21 protein-coding genes are annotated in these 17585 nt (G+C 59.2%); 4 read left to right on the top strand and 17 right to left on the bottom strand.

Annotation, left to right across the window (positions count from 1 at the left end):
• Position 1 precedes the first annotated feature (1 nt).
• The 3 genes from H8F22_RS03405 to H8F22_RS03395 all read right to left on the bottom strand — a co-directional run bounded on the left by H8F22_RS03405 (position 2) and on the right by H8F22_RS03395 (position 2697).
• Positions 2-1384: an integrating conjugative element protein gene (locus tag H8F22_RS03405; RefSeq protein WP_032903621.1), complete on the bottom strand. Its 1383-nt coding sequence runs from the start codon at positions 1382-1384 to the stop codon at positions 2-4.
• Positions 1381-2337 carry a TIGR03756 family integrating conjugative element protein gene (locus H8F22_RS03400; RefSeq protein WP_032903622.1) on the bottom strand — a complete coding sequence of 319 codons (957 nt, stop codon included), beginning with the start codon at positions 2335-2337 and terminating at the stop codon, positions 1381-1383. Before H8F22_RS03400 ends, H8F22_RS03405 begins: the two co-directional genes overlap by 4 nt.
• A gap of 105 nt (positions 2338-2442) precedes the next feature.
• A complete protein-coding gene (locus tag H8F22_RS03395; RefSeq protein ID WP_020300913.1) occupies positions 2443-2697 on the bottom strand; it encodes a helix-turn-helix domain-containing protein in 255 nt (84 codons plus the stop codon).
• 169 nt (positions 2698-2866) lie between these two features.
• Between H8F22_RS03395 and H8F22_RS03390 the strand changes: the two genes are divergently transcribed.
• The 3 genes from H8F22_RS03390 to H8F22_RS03380 all read left to right on the top strand — a co-directional run bounded on the left by H8F22_RS03390 (position 2867) and on the right by H8F22_RS03380 (position 4469).
• A complete protein-coding gene (locus H8F22_RS03390) occupies positions 2867-3124 on the top strand; it encodes a LasR-specific antiactivator QslA (RefSeq protein WP_076964374.1) in 258 nt (85 codons plus the stop codon).
• A gap of 365 nt (positions 3125-3489) precedes the next feature.
• Positions 3490-3738 (top strand): hypothetical protein, encoded by a 249-nt coding sequence (locus tag H8F22_RS03385; protein ID WP_020300912.1) that lies wholly within the window; start codon positions 3490-3492, stop codon positions 3736-3738.
• Positions 3735-4469, top strand: coding sequence for a zeta toxin family protein (locus H8F22_RS03380; protein WP_020300911.1), 735 nt, complete (start codon positions 3735-3737; stop codon positions 4467-4469). Before H8F22_RS03385 ends, H8F22_RS03380 begins: the two co-directional genes overlap by 4 nt.
• Positions 4470-4506: 37 nt before the next feature.
• Here the strand turns inward: H8F22_RS03380 and H8F22_RS03375 are convergent, their stop codons facing one another.
• Genes H8F22_RS03375 through H8F22_RS03335 form a run of 9 tightly spaced genes read right to left on the bottom strand, consistent with a single transcriptional unit; the run spans position 4507 to position 11977 of the window.
• Complete coding sequence (locus H8F22_RS03375) at positions 4507-7260, bottom strand: conjugative transfer ATPase (RefSeq protein WP_194939754.1); 2754 nt, start codon at positions 7258-7260, stop codon at positions 4507-4509.
• Positions 7260-7676 carry a TIGR03751 family conjugal transfer lipoprotein gene (locus tag H8F22_RS03370; protein ID WP_032903625.1) on the bottom strand — a complete coding sequence of 139 codons (417 nt, stop codon included), beginning with the start codon at positions 7674-7676 and terminating at the stop codon, positions 7260-7262. The genes H8F22_RS03375 and H8F22_RS03370 overlap by 1 nt, the downstream gene beginning before the upstream one ends.
• Positions 7639-9159 carry a TIGR03752 family integrating conjugative element protein gene (locus tag H8F22_RS03365; RefSeq protein WP_020300908.1) on the bottom strand — a complete coding sequence of 507 codons (1521 nt, stop codon included), beginning with the start codon at positions 9157-9159 and terminating at the stop codon, positions 7639-7641. Before H8F22_RS03365 ends, H8F22_RS03370 begins: the two co-directional genes overlap by 38 nt.
• Positions 9149-9961: a TIGR03749 family integrating conjugative element protein gene (locus H8F22_RS03360; RefSeq protein ID WP_020300907.1), complete on the bottom strand. Its 813-nt coding sequence runs from the start codon at positions 9959-9961 to the stop codon at positions 9149-9151. The genes H8F22_RS03365 and H8F22_RS03360 overlap by 11 nt, the downstream gene beginning before the upstream one ends.
• A complete protein-coding gene (locus tag H8F22_RS03355) occupies positions 9958-10599 on the bottom strand; it encodes a PFL_4703 family integrating conjugative element protein (protein ID WP_194939753.1) in 642 nt (213 codons plus the stop codon). The genes H8F22_RS03360 and H8F22_RS03355 overlap by 4 nt, the downstream gene beginning before the upstream one ends.
• On the bottom strand, positions 10596-11009 hold the full coding sequence (locus tag H8F22_RS03350; RefSeq protein WP_020300905.1) for a TIGR03750 family conjugal transfer protein: 414 nt from the start codon (positions 11007-11009) through the stop codon (positions 10596-10598). Before H8F22_RS03350 ends, H8F22_RS03355 begins: the two co-directional genes overlap by 4 nt.
• A gap of 7 nt (positions 11010-11016) precedes the next feature.
• On the bottom strand, positions 11017-11388 hold the full coding sequence (locus tag H8F22_RS03345; RefSeq protein WP_020300904.1) for a TIGR03745 family integrating conjugative element membrane protein: 372 nt from the start codon (positions 11386-11388) through the stop codon (positions 11017-11019).
• Between the two features lie 17 nt (positions 11389-11405).
• Positions 11406-11645 (bottom strand): TIGR03758 family integrating conjugative element protein, encoded by a 240-nt coding sequence (locus H8F22_RS03340; protein ID WP_020300903.1) that lies wholly within the window; start codon positions 11643-11645, stop codon positions 11406-11408.
• Positions 11642-11977: an integrative conjugative element protein, RAQPRD family gene (locus tag H8F22_RS03335; RefSeq protein WP_020300902.1), complete on the bottom strand. Its 336-nt coding sequence runs from the start codon at positions 11975-11977 to the stop codon at positions 11642-11644. The genes H8F22_RS03340 and H8F22_RS03335 overlap by 4 nt, the downstream gene beginning before the upstream one ends.
• Positions 11978-12276: 299 nt before the next feature.
• On the opposite strand from H8F22_RS03335, the gene H8F22_RS03330 reads away from it, so the two are divergent.
• Positions 12277-12858, top strand: coding sequence for a hypothetical protein (locus tag H8F22_RS03330; RefSeq protein WP_020300901.1), 582 nt, complete (start codon positions 12277-12279; stop codon positions 12856-12858).
• Positions 12859-12878: 20 nt separating this feature from the next.
• On the opposite strand, the gene H8F22_RS03325 is transcribed toward H8F22_RS03330, so the two are convergent.
• The 5 genes from H8F22_RS03325 to H8F22_RS03305 form a co-directional block, all read right to left on the bottom strand.
• Positions 12879-13610, bottom strand: coding sequence for a TIGR03747 family integrating conjugative element membrane protein (locus tag H8F22_RS03325; RefSeq protein ID WP_032903626.1), 732 nt, complete (start codon positions 13608-13610; stop codon positions 12879-12881).
• Positions 13611-13700: 90 nt separating this feature from the next.
• Positions 13701-15806, bottom strand: coding sequence for a type IV conjugative transfer system coupling protein TraD (gene traD / locus H8F22_RS03320; protein WP_020300899.1), 2106 nt, complete (start codon positions 15804-15806; stop codon positions 13701-13703).
• 8 nt (positions 15807-15814) lie between these two features.
• A complete protein-coding gene (locus H8F22_RS03315) occupies positions 15815-16330 on the bottom strand; it encodes an integrating conjugative element protein (protein ID WP_020300898.1) in 516 nt (171 codons plus the stop codon).
• Entirely contained in the window at positions 16327-16875 is a 549-nt protein-coding gene (locus tag H8F22_RS03310; RefSeq protein ID WP_020300897.1) for a lysozyme family protein, read from the bottom strand. The genes H8F22_RS03315 and H8F22_RS03310 overlap by 4 nt, the downstream gene beginning before the upstream one ends.
• On the bottom strand, positions 16857-17576 hold the full coding sequence (locus H8F22_RS03305) for a TIGR03759 family integrating conjugative element protein (RefSeq protein WP_032903628.1): 720 nt from the start codon (positions 17574-17576) through the stop codon (positions 16857-16859). The genes H8F22_RS03310 and H8F22_RS03305 overlap by 19 nt, the downstream gene beginning before the upstream one ends.
• Positions 17577-17585 lie beyond the last annotated feature (9 nt).

Raw genomic sequence — 17585 nt, 5'->3', positions numbered from 1 at the left:
CTCACTTGCGCCTGGCGTCAGCGTCATTGAGTCGGCCCGGCTCAGGGTCGCCTTGCTCGACGGTGCGCGAAGCATCAGCACCGCCGGCATGCCGATCGAGCACTAGGCTGGCGGTATTGGTGGCCAGCATCTGCCGGACCTGCAGTTCGGTCTGCAGCAGGCGGATTTCGCGCTCCAGAGCGTCGATGTTTTTCGTCAAGGCGGTTTGGGCCGGCTCGGCGGAGGCGATGTTCGGTTCGTGACTGCCCGCCAACAGGGTGCGCAGTAGCAGCAACGCTTTGTCGAGCACACTGGACAAGGCCGTCTCACTGGCCAGGCGCCGTGCCAACAGATCCTGGTCGGGATCGTCGCGCAGGGCTTCGACCACGCCACGGGTTACCGGCAGCATTGGGCTGGAGGCTTTAGCCAGATTGTCAGGGGTAGGCGGCAGTGAGCCAGACAGCAGCCCTTGCAGGGCCTTGAGGCGTTCGCTGTAGGCCTCCTGGATCAGCGGCGTCAGTCCGCTGCCAGCGGTCGCACGCAGGGTTTCGCAGGTATCGCAGGTCGTGACTTCAGTTTCGCCCAGCACGCGAACGGCCCATTCGGATTCCTCCTGGGGCGAAGCCCAGGTCTGGCAAATGGCCCCACCCAGGCAATCGCTATTACTAATCGAGGCATTGTCATCCATCGACCGGTTATGCAGCAGGTTGTAGCCCGCGCGCACTACGTCGGCGGTCACCCGAATGGGCGTCTGCCCATCACCGCCAGCCTTCGAGCCGCCGACCCAGGACACCCCCTTGTTGCCGTTATGGGCCTCGGTGTTTTTCACCGCGGCCACCGCATCACCGCCGGTTTGCTCCAGATTGCCCTGCATCTCCTGGTTCTTGGCCAGCGCGCCCCAGCCGGCTTGACCGACCTTGTCCGCCATCTTCTCGGCCATGGCCTGGCAGGTCAGCTTCGAGCGGTCGAAGTCGATACGCCCCTGCATCACCCCGTTGCTCAACAACTCATAGAGGCCGGGGTTGGCGCGTTGGATGATCAACGCCGGCAGCGACATCACGGCTTGGGTCGCGTTCTGCACGATGCTGCCCATGATCTGCTGGAAACCTTCGGTGACGCCGTTCAGCTGGTTTTGCAGGGTGTTGGTGAGGCTCATGTTTCCGCACATCATGTTCGCCCGCCATGACCCGCCGACACCGAGACCACTGGGTCGGTAGAGCGAGCTCGGTGAGCCGACTGCCGAGCCGCCACCAATGGTGTACATCACTCGGTCGTCGAGTACTTCACCTTGAGTACCCAGACGGTAATCGCCCTCGGCGGCGTAGGCATGTGTGGCAATGGCGAGCAGTCCACAGAGCAACAGACTCATCGTGCCCAACCAGGGCCGCGCGAGAAGCCGACTCATGAAGCACCTCCTTCGAAGTCGATGCTGAACAGGAAGGTCTGTCCCTCACGTTTGCAGCAGCTATAGGGACGCCACAGCGACCAGGCGTAGCCGCCATCCGCGCTCTGTACCGGATCGCTGGGGAAGATGGCGCACGTGGGCTGCACCTGGGGGTAGAGCAATTGCCATTTGTGGGTCGAAGCGTCGTTTTCAACGATCGGGCCAGGCGGCCAGTAGCCGTCGCGTTTGGCGGGCGTGAGTGGTAAGTACACATGCGGCTGCCAGTTGTGGGTAATCACATCGCCGGCGCGTTGCGCCATGACTGCGGCCGCCTTGAAATCGTCGGGCTGTACCAGAAAGCCCTGCCGGGGATAAACGTTGCCCCACATGTTTCCCGAGACCTGACGACCAATTTCACGGATCCCCGGCATGAGCGATTCGGGGTAGAAACTTTCTGGGATGCCATGGCGCCAGGCCAGTGAGTCCAGGGTACTCAGGTAGTAAGGCATTAATGCAGTTGCACCGCTGGCGCAGGCATAGCCGGATTGCGAAGCCAATTGCGTTGCGACCCAGCCACCGGGGTGGCCGATGCCATCAACGTTCTTGAATCGAGGCAGGTTGTCGCGGCGGGCGTTCGGCGTGATCAGGTTGCCGCCACCTTCTGCACCGCTGATGGGAGCGGAGAGGGTGGTCATCTCGGTCCAGGGGTTATTGCCGGTGGTGGCGTAGCTCGAGACGACCAGTTCAGGAATGAAATGACGAACCTTGGTCGAGGTTTTGACTGTGCAGCCGAAGGGCGTGCAGAGTAGCCAGAAACAAATGCCGACGACCCTGTATTCGAGACAGTTTGGCGAAAGCACGGAGGAGGTGATGCTGACGGTGTCCAGCGCCATGCTTGGGCCGCACGCCAGCAGAATGCTTAGCGCCAAGGGCCTTAGTTTTGTGGGCGGAAGTGACGAGCAGGCAACAGGCATTATCCAGGCTCTCGGTGTATGGCCTGGGCAGGTTCGGTTAGGGACTGAAGACTGTCAGTGGGAATTATGAAGGCGGATCTATCGGATTTGTGAGGCGTGGGTCTATTATTTGACGTGAAGGGAGCTGCGCAGGGTATCGGCGTCTACAAGTAGTTGATCTGTGGTGATTTCGAAAATATTGGCGAGTTTGCACAGGACCAACAGCGAGGGGTTGCCCGCGCATCGTTCGATTTGGCTGACGTAGGTGCGATCCACCTCGGCCATGAGCGCCAGCTGCTCCTGGGTAAGGTTCTTTACGCGCCGCATCCAGCGGATGTTCTCCGCCAGTTGCAGACGAAGTTGTTCGTAGTCTTGAGTCATGCGCGCAAATTGCGCCTTGAGGGACTCTCAATCCACGGGATATAGTCTACATTGGCATTCAACTAGGCCATTTGGTGTTCATGCCTGGTATCGAGCGTTCATTTGGTGTCGTTACGCTTTTCGAAGCTGCGCCCAGCATCTAACAATAAATCAGAAATTTAGGGTGTGTATGGACCAAAACTACATTTCAATTCCTGCGGCGGATGGTTGCCCAAGTCTTCTGACACCTTGGGGCAGCGAATTTTCGCCGATGATCGAGCGTGGTGTGCAATGTGCCCAGGCTTGGCTTGAGGCAACGACCGATATTCCTTTGTGGTGGGAACTGGCGCAAACGCGCAAGACCTTTCCTGTCGGTGACTGCCAAGATGCCTTCGAAGCCGGTTTTCTGTTGAGAATTCAGCAACGGCTTCGGAGCGTGTCACAGTAACCCTGTTGCTTATGGGCGATTGCATCGTCTTGATCGCCCGTTTGCACTCAACCTGGCTGCATCGACACAGACCATGCAGTTTAAGAACGATTGCCGCTTCGCTGGCGCGTTTTTTCCACCGGCTGAACAACTCGGTGGGGGATTGTGCTTCCCTTATTTGGGCGCTGCACCAAGGGCGGCACTTGCTTCAAATGCCACCGGTCATGCATCGAACGTGAAAATCTCTTGAAAGGTATGGTTCCAGACGCCATTCCTCTAGAATGAAGGCTGACAGAAGTAGCTTTCGCCCTGTTACAAACAGGTTTACGTAGCTAAGATTCTGATTAAGTGCAGATTCTGCACGCTCTGAGAACGTGGAGCGCGATATGAAAGCCAAACGAGTGTTGAGTGACGATCTGGTGAGCCGACTGGAGGATAAGATCCCGGTCATGGCTGAAGGCGCCATCAATACCGCCTATATCAACGCCCTGGCTGCCGGCCGCAGTGTGATGGAAGTCATGAACGGCATGCTTGTTGAAACGACTGCTGACGGTAAGCACAAAGTCATTCGGGTGGCCAAGCCCAAGCACAAAGTGACTCTGGGTGGCGTCATTAAGGTGCGCCGTTGCTCATGACTGTCCCTCGGTTGAGGGTCTTTGCTGGACCCAACGGCTCCGGCAAGAGCACGATGAAGAGTGCCATCCCTTCCCACCTGATCGGTATCTACATTAACCCGGATGAAATCGAGAAGGCTGCCAAAGACAGCGGTCGTCTGGAGTTCAGTGATTTTCAACTGGAAGTTGAGGGTGATGAGGTCCTCGGTTTCATTAGGGAGCATCGGCTGGTCAGGTCTGCCCGGCTCGATGAGGAGGCGACCAACATAGGCTTTAGCAGCAACGGCCTGAATTTCCAGACGGTCGCGATGAACTCCTATTTTGCCTCCGTGCTCTCTGACTTCATCCGGAACAAGCTCCTCGAAGACCAGCTGTCTTTCACCTTCGAAACGGTGATGTCTAGCGACGACAAAATCGCTTTTATGCTCAAGGCAAGAGAGTCTGGATACCGAACCTACCTGTACTTTGTGGCAACTGAAGACCCTGACATCAATATCAACAGGGTCAGGAACCGTGTCGCGGCAGGTGGGCACCCAGTTCCCACAGAAAAAATTGTACAGCGCTACGGCCGTTGCCTGAGCCTGCTGCCTGTGGCTATTGCTGCTTCGGACCGGGCCTACATCTTCGATAACTCCGGTGCCGATCTGGTGCTGCTGGCCGAAGTTACGGATGGGACGGACCTTGAGTTCAAGGTTGATGAGGTCCCTGACTGGTTCATGGATGCCTACGTTGAAAAGGTGTCCAACGGCTAGCTGCCGGATTGGCCAAGCTGGGAGCGCCACACCTCCCTTATATGGGCTCTATTCCTCGTGCGCTATCGATCCGTTCAGCTACCCGGTAAGCCGCTTCCAACTCCGAACAGCCATTCTCCTGCATCAGTGTCCAGCGTTCGGCTTTTTCCTCGGGCTCTGTCATGGCCAAAGCGAGGTAAAGACTGGGTGGCACGGCTCGAAACAGCGTCTCGAGCTTTTTCGACAGCACCACTCCCTCGGTGTATTTCCCCGGCTCTTTGCTGGCGGAGAGCAACAGGGCTTTCTGCGCAGGTGAAAGCTTCTTGAACCGTGCGATTTCTTCGATTTCCGCGGGCGGCATATTCAAACAAATCCACCATTCGATCATGTTGAGCATGGTCTGCGCAGCCGTGGGAAAATCAGCAAGGTTCTGCGTCGCCAGCCAGAACCAAGCGCCGAGCTTGCGCCACATCTTCGTCCCCTTGACCACGAACGGCGCCAGCAACGGGTTCTTGGTGATGATATGACCCTCGTCGGTGACCATGATGATCGGTCGGCCCAGGTACTGGTCGCGCTCGGCGAGGTTGTTCACGGTGTTCATCAAGCTGATGTAGCTGATGGACATCTGTGCCTCGTAGCCTTCGCGCGCGTAAGTGGCAAGGTCGACAATGGTCACATCGCTCTCGGGCCAAGGCGTGCCTTCGCGATCGAACAGTTCACCCTCGAAACCCTGGCAAAATAGGTCGATGGACTCGCCCATTTCCTGGGCACGCTCGCGACGTTTCTCCGGCAAGTGCGGGTCGGCGGCGATGCCCAGCAAGGCGTCGCGTACGTCGCGGGTCAGTACCTGGCGACCCGCCGCGACGCAGGTCTGCGCCGCATCGAGAATGCACTCGCGGATCAAGCTGCGATCGGCTCGACTCATGCGCGCCTCTTCTTTGGCCTCGCCGCCGGTGATCATCAGGCGGGCAGTGATTTCCAGTTCGCCGAGAACATCGCGCTGGTCTTCGTGACTGGTTACCACCTCATCGTCCAGCTCATCGATCGACAGACTCGCCACCTGATCCGGCTGCTCGACCAGGCGCCAAGCATCGGCGAACGGGGCGAGACAGACCGAGGCGCCAGGTTTCAATTGGACCTTGTTGACCGACAGGCCCTGTGTCGCGAAGTAGTCTCCCTGCAAGCCGAATGAGTTGCCGGCCTCTACGATAAACAGGCGAGGGCGGTACACGGCCATGACCTGCATCAGTAGGGTGACCAAGGTCGCCGACTTCCCGGCACCGGTGGGGCCGAACAACAGCAGATGACCGTTCATGGCCCGATCCAGGCGTGACAATGGGTCGAAGCTCAATGGCGAGCCGCCGCGGTTGAACAGGGTGATGCCCGGGTGGCCGGTGCCGGTGCTGCGGCCCCAGACCGGAACCAGGTTCGCTAGGTGCTGGGCGAACATCAGGCGGGTGTACCAGTTACGCGTGTCGCGGGCCGGGTTGTAAGCCATCGGTAACCAACGCAGGTAGCTGTTGCAGGCGGCGACCTCATCGCCTTCACTTACCGGTTGCAGCCCCGCGCCCAACAGCGCGTTGGCCAGGCTGACCGAGCGCTGGTGCAATTGCTGTTCATCGTGACCGCGTACGTAGAACGCCAGGGTTCCTCGGTACAGCTTGTGCTGGCGGCCGATGATCGCGCGAGCCTCTTCGACATCCTGACGAGTCTGGGTCGAGGCCAGGTTTTCACCGATGGCTTTGCGAGCTAGGCGGTTCAACTGATCCTCGAGTACATCCTGTGGTTTGACCATTAAGGTCAGACTCGTCACCGTACCTTCGGGTAACTGGTCGAACAGCGCATTCACCGCGTCACCCTTGCGGGTTTCGCCGGTGAGTTGACCAATCGATGGTGCCCGCCGCAGTTTGTCCACCACTATCACCCGGTGGGGTTGATCGTCGAAAAACCAGAGTCCGTGCTGCACATCCGAACGCGGTTCGTTGAAGAACAGCCGCTCGGCAAAGTCATGATCGAAGGGCAGATCCAGCGACTCACCGTCACCCGACTCCGGATAGGCCACGCGGCGGTAGAAATTTTCGGGCGCTTCATCAGTGAGCCTGGGGGCCGGATTGAACCAGGGCAATAACCAGGCATACAGACCTCGGCCATCGACTCGCGTTGAGTGCACCCCGCACGCCTGCAACGAAGCACGGATACGTTCGCAAGCCTGTTGCAGGGATTGCACCGGGGTGAGTCCCGTCTCCTCAGCGTCAGATTCAAGCCAGCGATAGACCACCAGACGCACCCGTCGGTTATTGCCGCGCCAGGGCAGGCGCGTCACCACCTGATCCTCAAACAGACCACCGGGCTTGGCGATGGCCTTCAGATGACGGCGGCTGAGCTGCAAATACGCCTCGGTGAAGACCGTACCTCGCGCGCTGTTCTGAATATAATCGGTGAGCTGGGTCAGGTAGGGTGTGAAGTCGTTGTCGTCTTGACAGAAAAACTGCGCCAGCCAAGGCGCTTGATCCAGCTCGTCAAAGCTATCTTGCAGGGCGTCTTCGAGGGCGTCGCGGACCGCCATCAGCCAATCGGGTTCGCGCCCTTCGGTGCCGATGGGCAGCAACTCGAACACCGCACCCACCGAGCGATTGTCATCCAGTAGAAAACACTGCTCAGTGTCGAGGTATTCGACCCAAGGCAGGTAATCGGTGAAGCTGGGGTTGTGCGCATAGAGTGCGGCCTCATCGGCCAAGGTCGCGCGAGGGCGCAATGGATTGCGCCAGCCTTTCCACGTGGGAGTGCGATTGCCCGAATCGCCGCTACGCACTACAGGTCTTCCTGACGTTCACCAGGTAATGCGTACTGCACACGTTGGTAGAACGGAAAGACGGTCGAGTAACCTGGGATCGGTGCCTGCTCGGTACCACTCAGATGCGGATACACGTATAGCACCAGATCGGGATTGGGCAAGCGAGGGAACAGGTTGCGGATCTCGTTCGCCGCTGTGCGAGTGTACGGTTCCTGGAGAGAAAAGGAGAAATCTGCTTGAGCCAACGGGCGGCGTAACTGCTGCCGAGCATCCAGCAGTTGCTGCTGAGTGCCTTGCGAACCGGCGCCGTTCCAGATGTCCAGCATGGTTTGCTCTCCATGGGGCAGAAGCGTCTCCTTGTCGGTGGAGCACCCCGCCAGGACCCAGCAGAACACGCTAATCCAGGTCAGGCAGGGAGGCATGGTCTTTTTCATGGCGAACGCTCCGGCCCTTGGGCTCGTAGTCGATGGTGATCTCATGGTCGAGGTGCAGCGCGACTTGTGCTGCCGGTGGCACGTACACGGCAGCAAAGGCTTCGCCATACAGCTTGTTGACCCACTCGCGGATGTCGCTGACCCCGCCGCTGAGAATTGAATTCAGCGCGCTGTTGCCACTGCTACTGGTGACCCCGAGGGTACTGCCGCCTGAACTGATCACGCTGCTGTTGTTCCGCTCATCCCCGAGCAGGGCGGCGACACCGGCGCCGGCGGCAGTGATCAGGCTCTGGCTGCCGAGGTATTGCTGAGCGTTCGAGCGGCGCTCGCCAGCGATGCAAGGAATGCCATACGGATCGGACAGGTAACCGAGTCCGCCGCGGATCTTGTCGGTGTTTGAGCTCTGGGTGGTGGAGGCAGTGCGGCTGGCTACTGCTTTCGGCTGAGGTACCGTGCGGATGGTGCCATCGGTAAACACAAAGGTGATTGACTCGACCTGTCCACGTACGCAAGACAGGGTCCAGTCACCGGACGCGGTGCCGCTCATTACGGCACCCGCGACGTCTGGCAGGTCGATGCCGTTGGCGGTCAGGTTCTCAGGGCCGACCAGCACTTTGAAGGGATAGGGATCATTCACAGTGCCGTCCACCGGGACGCGGCCGATCAGCGCGGTCATGGCGACTGAGCCCATCAATGTCGCGTTTTCGGGGATGGTGTAGACCGGCTTCGCCCCTTCGGTTCGGTCAACGGATCGCGTCAGGTCACGCTCACCCTTGGTGACTGCACGTAGCTGTTTCTGGCTGCGATCAATAGGATTGTCTTTCAAGCCTTCCAGTGAGTTGAAGGCGGTAGGCAGACTCAATGCGAGGGAGGAGGTCTTGGTTTTGCCTCGGGTGTCGGTGCCCGAAGCATCCGAGGGTTCAATCCACTGCAGCGCATCATTGGCAGGATGCTGTCCGTCAAACTGAGCACCGTCGCCAGGCTCGAGCCCCAATCCGATTGGCATATCCTTGCCTTTGCCGGTCAGCCCCGACAACTGATCCTGCAATTGCGTGAGCAGGCCGCGAGCCTGACGACTGTCTTGTTCCGCTTTGAGTCGGGCCTCGTTGGCTTGGCGGCGGCCTTCGTCGACCTGCTGGGTCACACTGCCAAGCGCGGTCTGGATACGCGAATCGACACTGTTTTCCCGCTCGCGTAGGCGGTTGTTTTCCGTCTGCAGTGAGTCATTGTGTTTCTTCAAACCGAGCATGTCGCTGCGCATGGCCTTCACCTGGCCGACCAGGGTGGCGACCGTGTCGCGTGGGGTATCGCCCGCAATGCCGAGCGACTTGGCTTGCTCGGCGGATAATTGAATATTGCCCTGATCAACTGGGTGCTCTGGAGAAGGTGTGCTGCCACCCGGGACCCAGGTTTTCAGGATGATCAGTACCACGCCCAGCAGCGCAGCCGGTACCAGCCATTTGAGCAAGGCGTTAGCTTTCATCGTCAGCACCTCGCGCAACGGGCGGTAGCAGCACGGCTTGCTCGAGGCCGGCACCGCGGGTGACAAGGTAGGCGATCGTGGTGTCTTCAGCGCTGCCGACAGGCCCGAGGAAAGCATGCTGGAAGGCCGCGGCGAACAGCTTGGCCTGAAGTCGACGTGGATCGAGTTGCACCGTCTCTGAACCACGATTGCGCAATTTCACCGCCGTCACCCAGTAATCACCGAGTCGCCAGACGGCGATGGGTGTGCTGGACACGTTTTCGGTCGGCAGCAGGGTCGGCAGTTCGGTACGCAGCTTGAGCGGGACGCGGCGTACACCGGGCAGGGACTCCACGGTGCGCAGCGGCGCGTACAGGCTTTGCGCGGCGTAGCGCGTCAAAGCGACCGGGATCGGTGTGCGTTCTGGAACAGGGACGGTGCTAGATTCAGCCTCGGTAGCTTGCCCCTGAGCATTCTTGAGAATACGTACGGGCTCCAGCGGTTGATCGCCGGGAGTGGCCGCGATATCCAGGAGGATGATCTCGCCCGTCGTGACCGATTGCAGCTGCAGTCGGGTCGGTGCAATGGCTTCCGACGCTCGCAGGTACAGCGTGCCGCCGGTTGATTGCACACGCAGCTTGCCGGTCAGGGTTGAGGGCACACCGACGCGAACAGCCTCATCGATAAAGACCACTCGTTCCTGATTGATCACCAGCGGGACCGCGAGGGGGAGGCGTTCCCAGTGCATCAGCTCGACGGCCTGCGCTACAGCTCCCCATAGCATCAGTGCAACGGTGAGTCCCAGGGTAGAAATCCGCTTCATGGCTCACCTCCAGGCAGGGAGATTTTTTGCGGAGTGCCCTGATAACAATCCAGTGCCAGCCCCCACTTATTGCGTTCGGGGTCCAGATCAAAACGCACCACGCGCAATGGATACCGCACCACCACCCGTTTCACCGGTTCGGCGGCGTAATATTCATCGGCATTGAGATCGAGCTTGACCAGCCAGCTGTCGCGGTCGAGTTGCTTGACCCTGAGTTCCGGATCTTCGCTGTAGCCTCGGCCCAGAATTTCGTAGACGCCACGCACCCGCTGGCGCAGCTCGCCGGCGGCCTTGCGGTACTCATAATCACCGTCGAGGAAGGCCTTGCAGGCGGGTGTCAGGTAGGACTGCAAGCCATAGATGGCGCGGCGATAATCCTGCTCGCCATCCGAAGGCCAGCGGTTGAGTTGGCCAAAGATGTACAGGGCAAAGGCATAGACATTCTCTGGGGGGACATCCCACCACTTGCGAGTGCTGCCCGAGCGCAGATCCGGGGGGACATGCACCGTCAGATCGGTCGGTGCCGAGCGCCAGCCATACCAAAGTCCGGCACAGACCAGGGCCAGAATCACTACCGACAGACGCAGGCTGAAGATGTGGGCGTGTTGGGCATCCACCTTGTTCCGAAAACGATTCATGGTTGCCACCGGAACAGGGCAGGGCGCAGTCGACGCGAACGGCGAATCGTCCAGGCGCCGGAGTGGAGAATCAAACTTCCGCGCCCCAGGCGCCAACGGCTGGCGAGTATCCATTCGAGCTTGCGGTACAACCAGGTCTCGGGGCGAGCCCGTTTGGCCCGACGCAAAAGCGTACCACCGGCAAATAACACCAGCGCCATGCTTGCGATCATGCTGGTCGGCGCAACGGCAATAGACGAGGTGACGATCCCTAGAGGAACGCCCAGCAGCAGGCCAATGGCGGCGCCAGTGCCGAGAGCTACCCACATCTCATCATTGGTCAAACCGCGCAGTACGGCAGGATCGCGGTTGAGTCGCTCCGGCAGAAAGACCAAGGTGCCGTCGGCAAGGCGTTCGATAGTGTCGTTCATGTCGACCTCACAGAATCGCGGCGGCCTTGGTCAGGAACCAGATGATGATCACCACCAACAGGGCGCCGATGCCGACCACCGCGCCGAGGTCCTTCCAGGTCTTGCGCTGGTTCTGCACGTCGGCATAGACAGTTAGGGAATGCCAAGCCACCCCGAGAAAAGCGAGCAGGGCGATCAACAAACCGAGCAGGATGCCGCCGTCATAGGCGTAGTTTTTGATCGTCTCGATCAACCCGGAACCTTCACCACGCGAAGGAGCCTCCATGGTGGGAAGCTCGGCAAAAGCCAGGCTTGGGCCGAGCACCAACAGCAGGCCGATCAAGCGCTGGCTGGCACGATCACGCAGGTTGTTTTTTAGAGGGGTAAAGCACTTGAGCATGGCAGTGATCTCCTGGATTAGGACAGCGTGAAGAACATCAGGACTAGTAGGGCGAGCAAAACACGTGCGGCGCTGCCGCCAAACGCGCCGAAGCGCACACTGCCGGTGGCCCAGCCCCGGTAAGCCGTCCACATCACCCAGGTGCACCAGAGCAAAGCCAGGACGAGAACCAGGGACAACCAGAGTGTCGAACTGCTCTGTGCCGAGAAACCGGAGGCGTTTTGGAACGCTGCGGTCTGAGCGTCGGTCATGCTCATGGCGACGGTTCCACGGACGGGATGTCGAGGCGGTAATCGCCGACCAGCTCACCAGCGTCGTGAGGTTGAGCACGGGAGGGCGACAGATAGTTCTGCATTCCTTGGCGAATGCGTTGGATGTCCTGAGACAGGCGGGGATAGTCGAAGCGATAGCGTTCGTTTGGTTCGGAGGTCCTGGCTACCTTAGCTTGCGCCGCAAGGCGCTCAATAGTGTCGACCTGCTGCTGAACTAGGCTGAGCTGCTCGCGCTCATGAGCAGATGCGGCATAGCCGCCGCTATGGAACGTCATCAATATGAGCAGTAGGCAGATTCGGAAAAATGTAGTCGGCATGTGGATAGCCCATTTGGAGATGGGGCCAGCATTCAACTAACGTCCAGGACTCAGCAGTAAGAAACACGAAACACGCTGCGTCATTTTATTTCGATACAGTCTCTGATCGTGGAGCGAGTTCGAACACCGTATCGAGAGCTACGAAACGCGGAAAAATGACACGATTGGACCGCAAGTACAGCATTGGTTACTCATGAAAAACGATTAGTAGCCGTTAACTTTTGATTCCGCTAACAGCATTGTTAGCGGGGCGCAGATAAGCGCGGACGAAATCAGTTAACGAAGAGTGATAGCAGAGAGTGAACATCCAACAAGCAATTCGGCGGTACCGTATTCGACAGGCCGTGGGCTTCTCCTTGATGGTCTTCGGGGGGCTATTTTATTTGGTTTCATCGTTGATTTTTCTGCACCATCAAGCAGAGACTCTCGCGAGCACAAAATTTTTTGGGCATTTGGGAGGGGTTGTGCAAAATTTAGTAGCCGATGTTTACCAGGTCACATCACCCTACATCGGTTTTGTATGGGAGCACGCGCCTACCCTCAGCCAGGAAAACCCGCTCAGCTATGGAAATTTGCTGTTTTTCGGTTTGCTGGGTGTGATGATTATTGGAAAGCAAATTCTCCTTTCCGCTAGCCAACTCAAGAGGCGTGTTCAGGTTCAATTCGAACGTCTTGAGGAAGCTCAGTGGCGCAACTCGATGCAAAATGGAGCAGCCACCCAAGTCAACGCAAATCAGATCGGGCAGATCAATTTTTATCAGCAGTCTATGCCGCCGTCCCCTAGCGGTGATTGGTGGCAGCGGCCGTTGGGTATTGTTGGTTTGTCTATTATTGGCGGTTATGTCGTCGCGATTTTGGCTAAATTCACCGGAATGGTTTAACACGTCAGCGTTACATTTTATTAAATGTATTTTTTAAACGTCGCCGCGGTGATGGCTGTCGTTATTCCGAGCATCATCGCGCAAGGCAAAAAGACGGCCATAGGATTGAGCGAAAAGGGCAGGGACAGATACATGATCCAGGGTACGAGCAGCAGGGGTATCACTGCACGTTTAGCTCGGTGATAGACAAAACTGCTTTCTCGCCCGGCTCCAAACTTGCGCAGGTCGCGGCGCATCAAACCATCGACAAAACCGGTGAACGAGGCCAACAAAAATAGCGGTGTGGCCAGAGCCAAGATGGTTAGGCGCACTACGAAGGTAAAGGTCACATACACCGCCGCCAGTACGAAATCCTCAATGCTCACGTAGAGCTGATTCGCCCAGCTCCAGAAGCCATTGCCCTGGCCCGAAACCCGCGCCTGCCGGGCAAAATCCTCAAAGCCAGTCTTGACCAGCAGCCACTGATTGAGGAGCTCCAGCCACTGGACAATTGTTTTCCCAGGCTGTTGGATGAGAAGTGAAGCTTTGAAGTGCTCGCTGAGCCAGCCCAACTCACTGGTTAGCATAGCCTGACTATGCCGCCAGCCCTGATCACCCCAGAACAGTAGCAGCCCGGCGAACTCGATGAGGATCGAGAACAGCAACGAGGCAATCAGCAAACCGATGATGCGCAGGACTAGGCTGATCGTCGAGATGATCAATCCCGGACGCTGGATCGGTTGTGGCGGCGTGTTCTGGGTGGAAGTCGCCATAGTTCACCCCATTGCGCGCTGCAGAGTTGATGTGGGCAATACGTCTCCTGGATCGTTTTCTGCTGAATCGAAACCTGTTGTGGGGTAGGGCTACCCCACCTGATCCAGATCGAAGTTGGTAGTTGGGCCGCCACCGCTTGCGCTCCACCATTGCCCCGCCTGCGCGTTATAGGCCGCCCGCATCCGTTGAGTGAGTTCCTGTAGGTCCTTGGGCATGGCGTCGACGTTGGAGGGTTTTGGCAACGGCATGCGGACTTTCCAGAGCTGCCCACCGGCCTGGAAGGAGAACATTTGCCCCTTGGGCAAACTGACGATATGAGCAGGCTCGATCAGCGGCACACTGGTGCTGCTGACACGGTCCTGGGAGGACGAGGTGAAGTCCGTGTTGGCGTCCGGATCGGATGTGTCCGTCGCACCCGACATCAGGGTCTTGGTCAGCACGTTAACCTTGGGTAACTGCTGGGTGAGCAGTTCAGCGGTGGCGGTTTCGCGCACGCGGAGCATCTGCAGGGTGTTGAAGTTGCCAATCACCTGGCCAGCTTTGGCGCGGTTGCCGATACGTGCTTCGATATCGCTGAGGGTCTGGGTGTAGGCGGTTACCTGGATACCGGCGCCGCCACCCTTGTTGATCAGGGGGATGAACTCATCGCCCATCAATTCGTTGAACTCATCAGCGTGCAGGTTTATCGGCAGCTTGTCACTGCTGCTGCCTGATGGGGGCAGGCCGTGGTCAATGCCATGTTTGTAGATGTGGCCCGCGACCGAGACCAAATCAGCGAACATGGAGTTGCCCACAGCGGCTGCGACTTCGGCGTCGGTCAGCGCATCCAGGCCGACGTAAACGATGCCGCGTTTGCGAATGATCTGCATCCAGTCGAAGATTGGTCGCGGGTCATCTAGGTCGGTGTAGTTGGGGGCCAGCAGTTGGGCGGTCTTGCCGGTGGTGAGTTTCTCCAGCAGCGGCAGCAGCGAAGCAACGATTTTGTCGAAGTAGGTGCGGTCGTAACGTACTGCCGAGCGCAGTCCATCCAGCACCGGATCGAATACCCGTTTCACCGCCAGGTACTGTTCGATGGCCACCACACGCTTTTCGCGTCCCACCATATGCCGGGGAATGTTCTTCTCAGTGAGTTTGCCTTCCAGTTGGACGATCACTTCCCAGGCTTTCGGATCGGTCTTGGCGAAAAACTGCTGAGCGTATTCGATGAACAGCGCGTCTATATTGACCACATGTCGCTGGATCTGCAGGTAGTCTGGGCGCCGGCCCAACTCGATCAAAGCCCGGGCAATGATGTTGACAAAGCGCCAGGCGAACTCGCGAAAGGCTGCGGAGTTGCCTTCGCCACTGAGTTGCCCAGCGATGCGCGATGCTACCTCCGAGATGCGCCCGAAACGTCCCACCGCGTTGTAACGCGCGGAGATCTCTGGCCAGCCTAGATGGAAAACATAGAATTCCTTTTCCCGACCGGCCCGTTTGGCTTCGACGTACATGCGTTTGAGCAGGTCGGCATCGCCCTTCGGATCGAAGACGATGACCACCTCATGTTCGACGCGGTGAATGTCCTGGGTGATGTACACCTCGGCGAGTCGCGTCTTGCCGACACGGGTAGTGCCCAGCACCAGGGTGTGTCCGACCCGTTCGCCCAGCGGCAGACTGACTTCCGTTTCGTTGGGCTCGACCCCATGCAACAGAGGCGAGCCACCGACTGGGGGTAAAGGGCGCAACGGATTGAAGGCACTGTCCCAGGCGGTGACACGGGCCAGTATCGAGAGCGGAAACGGTGCATGCTCCAGGCGCCGTTCGAGTTCACGGGCCAGCCGGTAGTGGGTCGGTTGGTCGACATAATGGGCGACCGCCGGATCCTGGGCCTCGACCAAGCGCTGGGTGTGCAGGCGGGTCCAGCGAAAGCCGCGACCCATGAACAAACGCTTACGACTGACCGGAATCTGCCGGCTGGTCAGCTCGTAGCGGGGCAGCCGGCGGATATTGCGCCGATAGCGCAACACCTCCCAGGCTTGTCGCAGGCGGATCAGGCCGAACAGGGTATAGGCCAGCGCCGCAACCTGCCCGATCTCGGGTGACAGGGCCACGGCCCAGGGCGAGTACACGCACAACACCGCGGCGGCGATGCAGATTGTTACGGTGTACAACTCGACCGCTGGCCGGAGCTTGGACTCCATCGCATGCTCGGCCATGACCTGACTCACTGTCCCAATGAGGTGGCGGTGATCAAGACGGGGTAGTGCAAAATCTGCAGGCGGGTGGCGATGTCGTTGCCGTTGACCGGCAGGATGGTGATGTCTGGAGCGGCTGCGCGAATTCGGGCCAGGGCTTCAGTGTCGGCTACTTCGACGGCGAGGCCAGCCGCGCCCATTTCCTGCAGTTCAGCAGCGCGCTGACGCAGCCAAGTCAGCGACAGGGGATCGTCACCGACCAGAAAAAATGGCCGCAAGCCCGGCATGTTCAGGGCGCGATACGTGATCTGGCCGGGGCTCAAGTGGGGGCTACGGATGGGCAGTATCCAGGCTTCATCGGCAAACGTGGACAGGTCCGCATGCATGGCCCGATCAGGCTGGATCTTGTTGTTTATTAGCGGCCTGGCAACTTGAAAATGGTGTCGGGTGAAGTCGCTAGGCTGATCCCCGGCTACGGTCAGTTCCGGCTGGGCGAAAGATACCAAAAGCAGGATGAAATAACAGGCGATGGGGATTCGCTTCATGGTGGTGTGCCCTGTTTGAAAGAAACCAGCAACCGTTCGAGTTGCCGGGAAAAGCCGGCGCGGTAACGCGCGGCCGGCGTTCCTCCTGCCGGGCGGTGATATCGGCCGGCAGCTGATACCCAATCACCGGTGGTGGCGTGATGCTCCTGCAACAGCGCGGCGGTCACGGCGAGATTTCGGTAAGGGTCAAGGGCTTCGCAGGGGCTGGAATAACGTTGCCCGTGGTAACCCAGGTTGGTTTGTCCAAGACCGACATCGACCCGCTTGGCGTCATGTCGCGCGAGCGCCTGAAGTAAGGCGTGACAGGCGGCCTGGCGAGTGGCGAAGCGGTAGGGTATTCCGGCGATGTTCAGGGTCCAGGGCCAGGGCAGCAATCGACCACGGACGTGGATACCACTCTCCTGCAGGGCAATTGCGAATAGCACCATAGAAGGGATGTCGGCGTCATGCGCCGCCAATTGATAGGCCGGAGGCGGAAGTTGGTCGGCCTGGACGGCGAGCACCGTCAGCACCAGCGCAAGACCACTCAGTCGAGGCGTTGCCATTGTCCATTCACCTGTTGAAATGTGGCAGGCATTGGCCCCGGGGCACCCAGGCTGAACCAGCGACCACGGTCATGGTTCAGGGTGATCTGCCGGCGTTGAACCTTGACGGGATCGATGCCCGCTTGCCGAGCCCAGCTACGGACGCGTTCATCCTCGCCTTGGCTGCCCACCAGGTAGATATCGAACGCCGTGTCGCTGCTTTGCAGACGCTGGGCTTCGGCGGTACACGCTGAGCAGTGGTCCTCCACAAATAGAGCCTGGCGCGGCGCGGCCGCTGAGCTGATAGGGGGCGGGGATGCCATGCCCTGGATCGGTAGCAGCCCGGGAAACAGCTTGGTCCAGGCCGCGGCGTAAGCGTTTTGGTAGGCCAACTCGCGCTCGGCGCGTTTGGCTTCCAGCGCTACCTGTAATTCGGCATAGCGCTGGCGCTCTTGGTCGGTCTGGGCCTCAACCCCGAGCGCGGTCAACGGATCGAGGTTCGGGCTCCAGAAACCGCGTGGGCCGGATTGGATCTGTTCGAAGCGCGTCCACTCCTGCCCCGTCAGGCCCCAGCTCGCTGCCTGTTCAGAGTCAGAGCGCCCCAGCGGAGCAGACTGCGTGTCCTGGGTCTGTGACTGTGTCGTGACGGGGTTGCCCATCGCAGCGTCCATGGCCAGTAGCGAAGCGAGACAGACGACGGTGGGCAGTAGCGCTCTGTTCATGATCGCTTC

Source organism: Pseudomonas mucoides (assembly GCF_015461845.1).
In the GTDB taxonomy this organism is placed as follows: domain Bacteria; phylum Pseudomonadota; class Gammaproteobacteria; order Pseudomonadales; family Pseudomonadaceae; genus Aquipseudomonas; species Aquipseudomonas mucoides.
This window is presented reverse-complemented; position numbering and strand designations above follow the sequence as displayed.